Source organism: Flavobacterium sp. ARAG 55.4 (assembly GCF_051846875.1).
GTDB lineage: Bacteria > Bacteroidota > Bacteroidia > Flavobacteriales > Flavobacteriaceae > Flavobacterium > Flavobacterium plantiphilum.
Window position 1 is genome coordinate 1488 of record NZ_JBPYCT010000025.1, and the last position, 13429, is coordinate 14916.

Genomic DNA, 13429 nt, shown 5'->3' on the forward strand with positions numbered 1-13429 from the left:
TAAGTATAACCTCCGGCACCACCAGTAGCAACATTTACAGAAGCTGCTCCATTTGAACCTCCATTACAAGCAATATTAGTCTGTGAGGATGCTGTTAGAGAAAGTGCTGGTGGTTGAGTTATTGTGAAATCAACTGAAGTTGTACATGAATTTGCATCTGTAACAGTACATGTCCAGGTTCCGGCTGTTAAACCTGTAACCGAATTAGTTCCATCTCCCGTTGGGTTACCCGGTGTCCAGTTGTATGAGTATCCAGAAGTTCCTCCGCTCACACTAACAGAAGCAGCTCCTGTTGCACCACCACTACAGGCAACATTTGTTTGAGAGACTGCACTTGCTGCTAATGCTGTGGGCTGAGTAATCGTATAATTACGTGTAGCAATACAACCAATATTATCTGTTACTGTTACAGTATAAGTTCCAGCAGAAAGACCGGTTGCAATAGAACCTATACCTCCTGAAGGTGACCAGCTATAAGTATAAGGTGAAATTCCTCCTGTAGGAGTTACTGCCGCAACTCCATTGGATCCTCCGAAACAAGAAACATTACTTTGAACCCCGATAGCTGTAGAAATAGAAGAAACAGTTAAAGTTCCTGAATTAGAATTGGTACTACAAGAACCGTCCTTAGCCACACAGCGGTATTGATACCCACTCATTCCTGCTGTAGCTCCAGTGATATTCAAAGTACTTGTTGTGGCATTAGAGTAAACACCTCCATTAGTAATATCAGTAAAACCGGAACCGGTATTTACTTGCCATTGAAAAACCGTGGCACCAGTCGCAGTGATACTAAAAGTTGTATTATTACCATTACAAATTGTTCTGTTAGGTGGATTAGAACTTACAGTAGGATTTGTACATGAAGGAGCTTCAAATAAACGGAAGTTGTCGATTGCAAATTCTTGGGCCGCTGAACCATCGGCACTCACTCTGAAACGTAAACTTAAAATTGTACCAGTTCCAGAAATATTCCAGTTGAATTCCTGAAAAGTTTTAGAGAGTTGAGTTCCATCACCGTAATTATCACCATCAGTATCTTCAGAAAGATAACCTGCATTTGTTGATGATGTATCTCCATTAAAACCTCCAACTCTTGTCCAGGCGCCACCATCAATACTATATTCTACAATCAAAAAATCATAAGTAGCTCCAAAAGTTGGATTTTGCCATCCTTGATTTCTATGTGCTGCAAAAAAACCTTTAAAAGTCAGCCCTGTTTTACCACTAATATTAATTCCAGTCCATGTAATATTTTGTATTTTATCGTTTGTATCAGTAACTCCTGTTTTAGCTCTATCTGTATCTTCTCCTGCCCAAAATTTTGCTCCTTGAACATTCTGGTATGTTGTAAAAGGATCACCCGGGAAAGGAGCTTGTAAATTAAGATTAGTCCCATCTGTTCTCATGAAATAGTAGGCATAAGGAACGGAAGGAAATCCGGTATCGGTTGAAGGCGTTCTGGTTCCACTACTTGGAGCTCCTGTATCCTCGAAGGTATCACTCCAAAATTGTGTTTGTGCCTCTCCTTTCAACCAAAAGAGACAGAGCAACATAGTAAAAATTAAAGTAAAGTTTTTTTTCATACTTACATATTTAATTTATTAATAATTTATTTAATTCATTTTTTTTAGTTGCAATAAATTGATCAGCAGTCATAATGCCTTCATCACAACTGAGTATTTTAACAGCTATTTGTTTATTATCTCCACAGGCTACATTCAAGGTTTCTGTAATAGAAACTAAAGTCCCGGGTTGACACTGATGGGTTTCATTTAATACCTGCGCTGAAATTATTTTAAGCTGTTCTCCAAATAAAGAAGCATCAGCTCCTGTATTCCAAGGATTACAAGAGTTAATTAGCGCAATAATTTCCTCTGCAGACATTCTTTTCCAATTAACATACGTATCTGATAACTCAGGTTTCTCATAGTAACAGGCAAGTTTATCATCCTGAGGTTGGTTAGGGATACTATTTGCAAATTGCAACATATTTGCCATATTCAAAGCCACTTGAGCCATACGTTGACTTAACTTTACAGCTAGCTTTCCGTAAGTATCTCCTTCTTCAATTACTACGGGATCATTAAAAATGATATTTCCTTCATCAAATTTTGAACTCATAAAATGAGCACAAATAGCGGTTTTAGTTTCCTGATTTTTCAGCACTTCAAAAATGGGCATTGATCCCCGATATTGTGGTAAAGGCCCCGGATGAAAATTGACAAATTTATTTTCTCCGTATAACAAAATACTTTCCGGAATTAAGAAAGGAAACGAAATACAAAAAATATAGTCGGGTTGAATACTTTCAATCCAAGGTCTCATTTCTCCAATACTTTTTCTATCTGGAAAAGATTTAAACCCAAAATTATTACCCTCTGATTCCCTTTCTAATGCGTCTACAATTCTTTCATTACCTTTTCCAATTCCTATAGCGCAAATGAATTTTTCATAAGCAAGAAGCTGCAAAGCGGGAAAAGCAAATTTTCCACCACATAATACCATTATTTTTTTTTGTGTTTCCATATTAAATACAGGCATAACTGTTATACCAGGCAGATGTAGAATTATTTAATTCCTGATTTGTTAATTCTTCAAAATACTCAAAAACATTATCAATCTTATTTCTTAATTCTAATTCACATTTGCCATCGTCAGTCTTAATTATTGTCGCATTATATAATGGCGAAATTGAAGTATTGGTTTTTTCGTCAAAATAAATAGATCCTCTTGGGCTTTTGAATGTAAAAGAATGTAAATCCGAAGCTATTTGAGACATATTGTTTTTACATTCTACCATTAATTCTACAACTTTTAAACCGATAAAAGCACTTTCCCAACTTAACAAAGAAAACAGATTAGGTGTTCTACCAGCTGCTGTCAAAACTTCAACAAAAGTTTTGTTTTCAACAGAATCTATTTTATTTGACCAGACTGCAATGCCTTTTATTTGTGTTCCGGGATATTCTGCATCAGCCAGCATCATTTCCTCAAATCCAAAAGGGGTTAAATATACTGGTACATTTTTCTTATGAAGTATGTTTTTGATACCTTCAAAATACCATTGCACAAAATCGCCGCTAAACAAACTTAACAAAGCTGCATCAGGAAATTGCTCCAAATAATTTTTTAAAGGTTCCATGGTAAAATCTTCTTCTTTATATCCCGTGGCATGATTAAAAATGATTTTCCCACCGTTATCTTCAAACCCTTTAGAAATACTATAGGTGTGTAAATATCCTCCATCATAATACCCTGTTACCATTCCTGCTGACGTATAACCATCATTTACAGCCTGTTTAGCAGTTAGTAAAGCTCCCAATGAATTATGCAAAGTATGGTAAAATATATTAGGACAACTTGGCCATTCTTGTGGCAAACTGGCTCCAGCATCTAAGACAATCAACATTCTATTTGCTGCCAAAAAAAGTGGTCGGAGTAATTGTGCCATTCGATGTCCTATGTATGCAATCACTACAGCAGCATTTTCTTCTAATAAAAGTTTTTCAGCACTGCGATAGCATTGCTGCTTATCTGCTCCAAAACCAATATTCTCCGTAACAATTCTTATATCTTTTCTACCTAAATATTGTAACCCTGAACGCAATCCTTCATAAAGATCAAATCCAATGGTTTGGTAATACGTTGATCGGGGCAATAAAATTCCTATTGTTTGCATATAGCTATTTAATAATAAAAAAGGGAATTTCAGGTTTGAAAATTCCCTCTTAATAGTTTCAATTAATTTCTACTTGGAAAAATTCCTTCAATTGCAATACAGTAATTAAGGATCAAGTATGGATTTACATTAGAAAACGGATAACCTGCTCCTGATAAATCCGTACTACCGGATATTTCTGTTCCTCCGGTAAATACATTTGTTTCTGGCATGGAGGTATAAACACTGGATGCTGCTAGTCCCGGAAAGCCATCTACAGCTGCACTTTCGTCAGCATTTGCATTACTAGCTTTCATTTGAACGTGCATCGAGTTCAACGTGTGAACGTGCGCAGGAATATTTGATGTTGTTAATGATACTGTTGTAGTTCCTGCCTTCTCACCCATATCATAATCAGGAAGTCCAGACCCTTGTCCTTGTCCGATAGGAATACGCCCCTGAAGATCTGGAAGTTGGAATGTTTGAACACCATCTCCACCATAAGTTGTTCCGATTAATGAAAACAAAGCTGTATACTGAGCAATTGAATTCATCTGCCCCTTACAGTAATCATAACCTACTGGTGAGAAATAAAAACCGAATATTTTTACCTCGCCGATAAATGGTTCTGTAGACATAATATTGTAATTTAGTTAATAATTTATCTAATTAATTACGGCTTGGAAAGATACCATAAATAGCAATCGAATAATTCATTACCAAATACGGATTCATAATACTGAAAGGAATATTGCTTCCCGTAATATCTGTAGTTCCTGTAACTTGTGTACCACCAGTGTATACTCCCGGCTGCGCGGCAGATGTATAAAGACTTGTACTAGCCAATCCCGGAAAGCCATCTTGAGGAGAACTTTCATCGGCGTTTGCGTTACTAGCCTTAATTTTTACCGATACATTATTCATTGTATGGATATGGGCAGGAAGATTAGAGCTCAATAAAGTTACAGATGTAGTCCCTGCCATCTCACCCATTGAATGAGAAGGAAGACCTGGTCCTGTACCCTGTCCAATAGGCATACGGCCTTGTAAATCAGGAAGTCCAAAAGTTGTTTGTCCATTACCCCCATAAGTAGTGCCTAATAACGAAAATAAAGCCGAATTTTGCGCAATTGATAAAATTTGACCTGCACACAGCATATAGCCTTTTGGCGCAAAATTGAATCCAAAAATTTTAACCTCTCCGATAAATGGTTCTGTTGACATAATTTAAATTTTAAAGTTGTTTGAAATAATTTTCTGTTAAAAAAAAGTAAATATATTAAATTTTATAATATATTGCCTACGATACTGCTTATATTTACCAAAAACATAACATAGACCTTCAATCTACTAATAACCAATTAATCACAACTCAGTACAAATCATGATGGTTAGAAAAAATTCTTTAGAAATAGAACGCGTACTGATTTTTCTAGAATCAATAACACTCAAAGTCATTGAAAAAAAATTAGATACAACAACTTTTTTACCGGGCCTTGCTTTGGGACCAAATTGTATTTATGTAGATTTTAACCAACTAAAATACCCAGGAGATTTACTTCATGAAGCCGGTCATTTAGCGGTAACTGATAGCGACACAAGAAAAAGTATTGGCACAGACAAGCTTTCCGAAGAATGGCCTACACAAGGTGAAGAGATAGCAGCTATTCTATGGTCTTATGCTGCATTAACCCACTTGAATCTTGATCCTTCTTTTGTATTTCATCCTGATGGTTATAAAGGAAATTCAGAATGGTTTATTACCAATTTCACCAATAGAAATTATATTGGTTTGCCATTTTTAGAATGGCTAGGTTTAACTTTAGATCCTGACAGAGCTTCTAAAGAAGGAAAAGAAGCCTTTCCGGTAATGCAAAAATGGATTAGAGATTAGATTATGGATAGATTAGTACGCGCAATTAAATTCCCTATTGTCTTTGATAAAGAAAAATTAGCAACAGACACCATCAAAATTCTAAATCAAAAATGGACAAACCATTACAACACCAATGATTATTCCGGCAAATGGACTTCAATTGCCTTAATATCTAAAGGCGGAAACCCCGAAAACATTAATGCCTTTTCAGGTAGTGCAGAAAAATTTCTTCCTACTGAAGCTTTAGCCCTATGTGACTATTTTAAAGAAATTCTGGATAACTTTTTGTTTGAAAAAATCACTGTTAGATTATTAAATCTTGGGGCTGGAGCAGAAATAAAACCACATACCGATTATTGCTTAGGCTATGAAGATGGTGAGTTTCGGTTACATATACCCATAATAACAAATTCAAATGTTGAATTTATTCTGGATGGTCAACGAATAATTATGAATGAAGGAGAATGCTGGTATTTAAATACTAATTTTTTGCATTCTGTAAAAAATGGAGGCGACACAGACCGCATTCATCTGGTTATTGATGGGATCAGGAATGAATGGACCGATACTCTTTTTTTTAAAGAAGCTCCCGGTGATGCTTTTAAAAAACCAACTCCTGTTATTCATGAAGATCAAAAAAAACTGATTATTGCCGAATTAGAAAAAATGAATTCCCCTGTAGCCAAAGAATTAATTGATAATTTGAAAAGAAACTAAATTATTTTATCTCTTCTCTATAATTGTGTTTTCCATAACTAAAATATCAAGAGCTGTTTCCTTAAACAAATTGATAGCTTCTAATGGTGTTTCGACAATAGGCATTCCTTTTTTATTAAAACTAGTGTTGAGGATAACTGCAATTCCACTATGTGTCTGAAATTCAGCTATCAATTTTGCGAATTTAGGATTCCAAATTTCATCTACTGTTTGTACTCTGGCTGTACCATCACAATGGGTAACATTTTTAAGTTGCTCTAAGTATTCTGTTCGTGTTTTGTCTACTAAAATCATGTAAGGACTATTTCGCCCTTTTTCAAAATAATTCTTAACTTTCTCTTTTAATACTGCCGGAGCAAAAGGACGAAAATCTTCCCTGAACTTTATATTTCTATTGATATGATTTTTCATATTTTCAACACCTGGATGTGCAAGTATACTTCTTCTTCCAAGTGACCGTGGACCAAACTCTGAACCTGACTGAAACCAGCCAATTGTTTTTCCCTCATTTAATTTTGCCGCACAATACGCAAGCAATTCTTCATCACTTAAATTAAATTGCTTATTAAAATCTTCATTTATCTCTCTCTTCACGACAGCATCCGTTTCTTCCTGAGAATACTGCTTCCCAAAACAGGTACTACCATCATGCTTCAATTTTTCTTTACCAAAATGACTTACCCATCCATAAAAAGCACATCCTAAAGCCAAACCATTATCCCCCGCCGCAGGTTCAAAAAAAATATTCTTAGCAACCAATGAATCTTCCAGTTTTGCATTTGCAACTGCATTGAGAGCAACGCCTCCTGAATAGCATAAATTTTCATGTGGAAAACGCTCCATTCGAAATTTCAAACAACTTAAAACTGCTTTTTCAACCTGTTCCTGAGCCCATCTGGCAACATTTGCATAATAAGAAAAATGTTGTAAAAAATATTCATAGCCTTTTGAAGGATTAACAAAGTTTTCTTTCCAATCTTCTGTTACAAATAAACATTCCGATCTGAACTCAAAGGCTTCACAATCAAAACTATTTGATTTACCAAAAGGTGCTAATCCCATTAATTTCCCAACATCTTCTAAATCACCAAAAACGTATTTACTAATGGCGGCATAAAATCCTCCTATTGAATGTTTTGTAGTAGACATAGCTAAAACAGCATTGTTTATTTCGCCCATTTCACTAAAATCCTTAAATAGCGGAGTTAATGTATTATTCTGAAAATGATAAAAGCTATCTTTTTCACACAACATCTTATTTTCAGCTATGAATTCCGGACGAATTGTTAACTTGTCTTCAGGATGTAATTCCAAATGCTGGCTTAACGGACTTCCACATCCATCAATAATCATTACTGCGCATTCTGAAAATGGAGAAGTTCCTACAGCACTATAAGCGTGGGCTAAATGATGTGAAATGGTAACAATTTCGGGGCTATTTGCATCAGAAAAAATCCTTTCCCCATGAAATTGTTTAGGGTCTGGAATATCAAAATTAGCACACTGAACAACCAAACTTATTGCACTCATATCAATTCCTTCAGCTTTTAAGCAATATTGAATAGCCAATGTATCATTGCCTCCATCATGTTTAATTCTGCTTAAACGCTCTTTTTCTATTGCAACACATATTTTACCATCTTTCAACAAAACAGCAGATCCGTTATGTGAAAGTCCTGTACCAATTATATAAATAGGTTTCATCATCTTCTAAATAGCGTGATTAAATTCAAAACAAAAACAAACATACTTTTTATTTTAATTTTGAAAATGAATTAATAATAATAAAATTAAAATGTAACTTTTTAAGAAAACTATTATATTAGTCCCTTGCAATTATAAATAATAATTTTGTGATTAGTAATTTTTATTAACTAATTTACCCCAAAATATCGTATAAAATGAAATTAGATTTGTTGGAAAATTTTTGGAATCGAATTTTAAGCACCAATTCTAAAACAGAAGAACAATCTGACTGGAATACTGAAACAGGATATTTATACCAATTGGGTATTAGCATGGAAGAAACCCTGCAGTATCTTTATCAGGAGCAACCATCTTTATTAATTTTTATAGATTGGATCGAAAGTAAAAAGAAAGAGGTTTTAAAATCAATTCATATTGAAAATGTCCTTTCGGAAAAAGACTTTGCTTTTTGGGAATCTAACGGCTATGTTGTTATAAAAAATGCTATCCCAATTGAAGATTGCATAGCGACCCAAAAAGCAATTTTAGATTTTTTAAAAAAAGATATAAATGACAGTAGTTCCTGGTACAAACACCATGAAAAACAAAGTGGATTAATGGTTAATTTTTATAATCATCCTACATTAGAGAAGAACAGAGCGTCAATAAAGATTCAAAAAGCTTATGAACAATTATATCAAACCACTAAAATATATAAAACGATAGATAAAGTAAGTTTTAATCCTCCTGTTACTAATGAATACAATTTTTTAGGTAGTAATTTACATTGGGATGTTAGTCTAAAACAGCCTATTCCTTTTCGATTACAAGGCTTATTATATCTTTCAGATTGTAATGAAAATGAAGGTGCTTTTAATTGCGTGCCTAATTTTCATAATCAAATAGCCAATTGGATGAATACAATTCCTTCCAATGAAAATCCAAGAGAATTTGCTTTAAAAACATTGGTTGCCAAGCCCATAATTGGTAAGGCAGGCGATTTCATTATTTGGCATCAAGCTTTACCTCATTGTGCTACTCCAAATTACGGAAAGACTCCGAGATTTGTCCAATATTTAACTTATTTTCCAGAAAATTATACTGAAAGTACGGAATGGATTTAGTGTTTTTTTGAGATTATTTTTAAACAAAATTTCGTTCTAATTGGTGCCCAACGGGCTACTTTAATCCGTAAATTCTATACATAAGATTTGCTTTATTCTTTACCTATGATCTGATTTAAACCTTGTCTTATCCTCTACAAACATTGAATTCAGATCTGAATTTTGCGTAACCTTAGTTATTAAGTACTTTTACTAAACTATTTATTTTTTTATATGAAAAAACTCTCCGTCATAATTCCTTGTTACAATGAGGAGAAAACAATAATCCAACTTTTGTCAAAAATCGAAACTGTTAATTTAACTGAGAATACCAGTAAAGAAATTATAATTATTAATGATTGTTCTACTGATTCATCAGAAAAATTAATTCGAAATTTTATAGCACTGCATTCTGAACTTTCTATAAAATATTTTAAAACTGATAACAATAAAGGTAAAGGAGCTTCTATTCAAATGGGGATTGCTAATGCAACAGGAGATTTTGTAATCATTCAAGATGCTGATTTAGAATATGACCCTGAAGAATACAATCTCTTATTGAAACCCATTTTAGATGGTTTTGCGGATGTAGTTTATGGATCCAGGTTCATGGGAAGCAAACCGCACCGCATTTTATTTTTTTGGCATACTATAGGCAATAAGTTCTTGACGTTTTTATCCAATATGGTTACGAACCTAAATTTGACTGATATGGAAACGTGTTACAAAATGTTTAAGTCTTCAATTATCAAAAATATTTCTTTAAAAGAGAAAAGGTTTGGTTTTGAACCCGAAGTTACTGCTAAAATGGTTCGGTTTCCTAATATAAGAATTTATGAAGTTGGAATTTCCTACTATGGAAGAACCTATGCGGACGGCAAAAAAATTAGTTGGAAAGACGGTTTTCACGCTATTTTTTGCATTATCAAATACGGACTTTTTAAAGCTAAATAACTTTTCAAATAGTAAACAAAAACTGTTAAAAAACAAACCGATAAGTAGTAGTATGAGTAAAAAAAACATAACAATTGCAGATACATATCAAAAAGATAATTTTAATAAAGAACTTATTTTACAAAAAATGACTTGGTTTTTAGCCATTGTTTCATTTTTACTGTACGCTAATACTTTGAACCACGGATTTGTTTTAGATGACATTGCTGTAATCGAACAAAATAAGTTGGTACAAAAAGGCTTAGCGGGAATTCCCGAATTATTCTCTACACTTTATTGGCAGGGATACTGGGATTCAAATGCAGGATTATATCGACCAATGTCCTTGATAGCCTTTGCCATCGAATGGCAATTAGCTCCTAATAATCCTTTTATCCATCATTTTTTTAATGTATTGTACTATGCTTTAAGTATTGTTTTATTATTCAAAGTCTTATATTATTATCTAAAGGGCTACAATGTTTGGATTCCCTTTTTTATCGTTTTACTGTTTGCGGTTCATCCTATCCATACCGAAGTGGTAGCCAACATCAAGAGTCGGGATGAAATATTTTGCTTCCTTTTTTTCACACTAAGCATTTATTTGCTTTTAATCAAAGAACAGAAAATTTTTCAGATTTTCGGAATCGTTTTTTTCCTTTTTTGTTTACTGTCTAAAGAAGCCGGAATTTTATTTTTACCCATACTTGTTTTTTTATTTTGGTTAAAATATAAAAAAGAAAAATCTATTTTATTTTCCAAAATAATCCCAATTATTTCTATTAGCGCATTGTGGCTGCTATTACATCGTTACATTATTTTAAGCTCGCCATTCAAAAGAATTGAGTATTCATATTTGGATAATTCATTATTTGGTTGCGATGATGTAATGACTAAAACAGCAACTGGGTTTACTATATTTGCCCGGTATATTATTAAGGCTATTTATCCATACACAATGAGTTATGATTATTCTTTTAATCAAATTCCTTGTGTTCCGTTAAGTTCTTTATCATTTATAGTAAGCTTACTGCTTATTGGAATACTTTTCTTTTTAATTTATTTTTTTAGAAAAAGAAATAGTATCATCAGTTTAGGAATACTATTTTTCTTTACTACCATTTTTCTTGGTAGTAATATCGTTGTTCTTATTGGAACGACAATGGGAGATCGCTTATTATACACTCCTGTTTTAGGAATGATCATTGCTGTTGTTTTTTTATTACTTTATTTTTCAGAAAACAAAACATTAAAAACTTTTTATCATCCATCAATTTATTTTCTATGCTTTGTTTTTCTGTTGTTTTCATTTAAAACTTATAATAGAAATAAAGTTTGGAAATCAAATGCCTCTTTATTTACTGAGGATCTATTAAATGCGCCCAATAGCGCAAGAGTAAATTTTAATTATGCAACCGTGCTATTTAACCAATTACCATCAGATGTTGAACTTCAGCAACAACAATTGCCTTTAGTTATTGATGCTTATAAAACGGCCTTAGCAATTGATCCCAAAGATAAAGGATCTCTAACCAATTTAGGCGTTTGTTATTATCGAATCAAAGACTACGAAAAATCGATAGAAACTACAAAAAAGGCTTTGGCATTAGCAAAAGAGGATTATTCCCTGAAAGCTAATTTAGCCGATGCATATTTTAGAAACAATAATTTAGACAAAGCCATTGCTATTTATAAAGAATTGATACAAAATAATTACATATTGGAAAACACATACAATTATTATGGAGCAGCTTTATTTAGTAAAAAAGAATATACTCAATCCATTGCAGTATTTAAAGAAGGACTAAAAATGAATAAAAGTTCTGTTGAATTATGGATGAATTACGGAAATACCTTAGCAGCATCTGGAAACCTTAAGGGGGCTATCACTGCTTTTGAAAAAGCTTATGAATTAAATCCAAATGAAAAAAATGCATTAAAATTTTTAACTATGGCGCATCAACAATTAGGAAATACAGAAAAAGCAAATCACTATTATGCCGAGTTTATAAAAAAATAAAATTGGTTTTATTTCATTCTGCTTTTTGATTAATATATAATCCGGATTGAAATCATTGGGTTATGAAACTGTAATCGATGAGCAATACTGTTTCAAGCTGTTATCATTTAGAGTTTTTTAAACAGCCCCATAATACCGATCAGTCAAGTCCCTTTTCTTATTGGTACGTTTTGAAATTTTATTCCAAAATTTCTAAAATATCAGAAATATTCAATGAATGAATCGGATAAAAGATCAGACATTTATATTCCATTTACTTACTTTGAATTATTATAATATAAGACTGGTCATCAATCAGTACTCCATTTTTAAATATAACGAACCAATGTACTAAATCCATGTTGATGGGCAGTATTATATCCTCTTCTGTCGGAATGCCGATGTGGTAATAACAGGCTTTTCTGCGGTATTGCAAAAAAGAAGAAAAAATCCTTATTTTTCTCAAACATTCCTGCGGTAGTTTCAATTATTTAGCTCATTTCTCCTGAAATCTTTTATTTCTTACTCTTACTATTTGATAAGTAACCGAAAAAGTCGCAGTGAAATTTTGTTACAATTTGTAACTAAAAATACAACTATAATTGTTACAATATGTACTAATTTTGCAAAATGTAAAATGAGATGATCATGGAAAGAGCAATTGTACATATCGATATGAATACTTTTTTTGTTTCTTGTGAAAGACTGACCAATACTGCATTAAATAATATTCCACTGATTATTGGCGGTGGTGACCGTGGCGTTGTAGCTTCCTGCTCCTATGAAGCCCGAAAATTTGGTGTACGCTCCGCTATGCCTATTGCTATGGCACTTAGACTTTGCCCTCAGGCCAAAGTAATGAAAGGAGATATGGAATTGTATTCTCAATTCTCGCATACTATTACCGAGATTATTCAACAAAATGCACCTGTGGTTGAAAAAGCCAGTATTGATGAATTTTATCTGGACATTAGCGGTATGGATCAATTTTACGGCTGCTACAAATGGACTAATGAACTGGCTGGGACTATTACAAAAGAAACAGGATTACCCCTGACCTTTGCTTTATCGGTTAACAAAACGGTTTCTAAAATTGGTACCGGTGAAGGAAAACAAAAGCAAAACCTGGAAATACCACAACATTTGGTACAGCCTTTTTTAAACCCTTTATCCATTCAGAAAATTCCAATGGTAGGTGATAAAACCTTTCAGCTTCTTTCCCGAATCGGTATCCGGACCATTCAAACGCTCTCTGAAATGCCGGTCGAAGTCTTGCAAAAAATGATTGGAAAAAACGGCATTGAACTTTGGAAAAAAGCCAATGGAATTGACAACAATCCTGTGGAACCTTACTCTGAAAGAAAATCAATATCTACTGAGCATACTTTTACACAGGATACTATTGATATTCCGAAACTTAAAAGATTATTACTGGGGATGGTGGAAAAACTGGC

General features: G+C 33.4%; 11 protein-coding genes and 1 pseudogene. 6 read left to right on the forward strand and 6 right to left on the reverse strand.

Going from position 1 to position 13429, the window contains the following annotated elements; all coding sequences use genetic code 11:
- The 5 genes and pseudogenes from ACSV4D_RS17760 to ACSV4D_RS17780 form a co-directional block, all read right to left on the reverse strand.
- Positions 1 to 1586, reverse strand: a pseudogene (locus ACSV4D_RS17760) (hypothetical protein); the annotation flags it as partial.
- A gap of 10 nt (positions 1587 to 1596) precedes the next feature.
- Positions 1597 to 2529, reverse strand: coding sequence for a methionyl-tRNA formyltransferase (locus tag ACSV4D_RS17765; protein WP_439229327.1), 933 nt, complete (start codon positions 2527 to 2529; stop codon positions 1597 to 1599).
- A gap of 1 nt (position 2530) precedes the next feature.
- Positions 2531 to 3682 (reverse strand): ABC transporter substrate-binding protein, encoded by a 1152-nt coding sequence (locus tag ACSV4D_RS17770; protein ID WP_439229328.1) that lies wholly within the window; start codon positions 3680 to 3682, stop codon positions 2531 to 2533.
- Between the two features lie 62 nt (positions 3683 to 3744).
- Positions 3745 to 4299, reverse strand: coding sequence for a phage tail protein (locus ACSV4D_RS17775; RefSeq protein ID WP_439229329.1), 555 nt, complete (start codon positions 4297 to 4299; stop codon positions 3745 to 3747).
- 31 nt (positions 4300 to 4330) lie between these two features.
- Entirely contained in the window at positions 4331 to 4885 is a 555-nt protein-coding gene (locus tag ACSV4D_RS17780) for a phage tail protein (RefSeq protein WP_439229331.1), read from the reverse strand.
- A 160-nt stretch (positions 4886 to 5045) separates the two neighbouring features.
- Here ACSV4D_RS17780 and ACSV4D_RS17785 point away from each other — a divergent pair, with 160 nt between their 5' ends.
- Both ACSV4D_RS17785 and ACSV4D_RS17790 read left to right on the forward strand, forming a co-directional pair.
- Positions 5046 to 5555 (forward strand): hypothetical protein, encoded by a 510-nt coding sequence (locus ACSV4D_RS17785; RefSeq protein WP_439229332.1) that lies wholly within the window; start codon positions 5046 to 5048, stop codon positions 5553 to 5555.
- Positions 5556 to 5558: 3 nt separating this feature from the next.
- Positions 5559 to 6254, forward strand: coding sequence for an aspartyl/asparaginyl beta-hydroxylase domain-containing protein (locus ACSV4D_RS17790; protein ID WP_439229333.1), 696 nt, complete (start codon positions 5559 to 5561; stop codon positions 6252 to 6254).
- Between the two features lie 6 nt (positions 6255 to 6260).
- Here the strand turns inward: ACSV4D_RS17790 and ACSV4D_RS17795 are convergent, their stop codons facing one another.
- Complete coding sequence (locus ACSV4D_RS17795; protein ID WP_439229334.1) at positions 6261 to 7961, reverse strand: carbamoyltransferase family protein; 1701 nt, start codon at positions 7959 to 7961, stop codon at positions 6261 to 6263.
- Positions 7962 to 8155: 194 nt separating this feature from the next.
- Here ACSV4D_RS17795 and ACSV4D_RS17800 point away from each other — a divergent pair, with 194 nt between their 5' ends.
- The 4 genes from ACSV4D_RS17800 to ACSV4D_RS17815 all read left to right on the forward strand — a co-directional run.
- A complete protein-coding gene (locus ACSV4D_RS17800) occupies positions 8156 to 9064 on the forward strand; it encodes a phytanoyl-CoA dioxygenase family protein (RefSeq protein WP_439229335.1) in 909 nt (302 codons plus the stop codon).
- 213 nt (positions 9065 to 9277) lie between these two features.
- On the forward strand, positions 9278 to 9997 hold the full coding sequence (locus ACSV4D_RS17805) for a glycosyltransferase family 2 protein (RefSeq protein ID WP_439229336.1): 720 nt from the start codon (positions 9278 to 9280) through the stop codon (positions 9995 to 9997).
- Between the two features lie 52 nt (positions 9998 to 10049).
- Positions 10050 to 11996, forward strand: a complete 1947-nt coding sequence (locus ACSV4D_RS17810; RefSeq protein WP_439229337.1) for a tetratricopeptide repeat protein — start codon at positions 10050 to 10052, stop codon at positions 11994 to 11996.
- A 627-nt stretch (positions 11997 to 12623) separates the two neighbouring features.
- Positions 12624 to 13429: DNA polymerase Y family protein (locus ACSV4D_RS17815; protein ID WP_439229338.1), on the forward strand; the 806-nt coding region annotated here is incomplete at its 3' end.

Excerpts from the sequence above, each read along its gene's own strand:
- ACSV4D_RS17765 (WP_439229327.1), bottom strand. The coding sequence starts at position 2,529 with ATGGAAACACAAAAAAAAATAATGGTATTATGTGGTGGAAAATTTGCT.
- ACSV4D_RS17770 (WP_439229328.1), bottom strand. The coding sequence starts at position 3,682 with ATGCAAACAATAGGAATTTTATTGCCCCGATCAACGTATTACCAAACC.
- ACSV4D_RS17775 (WP_439229329.1), bottom strand. The coding sequence starts at position 4,299 with ATGTCTACAGAACCATTTATCGGCGAGGTAAAAATATTCGGTTTTTAT.
- ACSV4D_RS17780 (WP_439229331.1), bottom strand. The coding sequence starts at position 4,885 with ATGTCAACAGAACCATTTATCGGAGAGGTTAAAATTTTTGGATTCAAT.
- ACSV4D_RS17785 (WP_439229332.1), top strand. The coding sequence starts at position 5,046 with ATGATGGTTAGAAAAAATTCTTTAGAAATAGAACGCGTACTGATTTTT.
- ACSV4D_RS17790 (WP_439229333.1), top strand. The coding sequence starts at position 5,559 with ATGGATAGATTAGTACGCGCAATTAAATTCCCTATTGTCTTTGATAAA.
- ACSV4D_RS17795 (WP_439229334.1), bottom strand. The coding sequence starts at position 7,961 with ATGATGAAACCTATTTATATAATTGGTACAGGACTTTCACATAACGGA.
- ACSV4D_RS17800 (WP_439229335.1), top strand. The coding sequence starts at position 8,156 with ATGAAATTAGATTTGTTGGAAAATTTTTGGAATCGAATTTTAAGCACC.
- ACSV4D_RS17805 (WP_439229336.1), top strand. The coding sequence starts at position 9,278 with ATGAAAAAACTCTCCGTCATAATTCCTTGTTACAATGAGGAGAAAACA.
- ACSV4D_RS17810 (WP_439229337.1), top strand. The coding sequence starts at position 10,050 with ATGAGTAAAAAAAACATAACAATTGCAGATACATATCAAAAAGATAAT.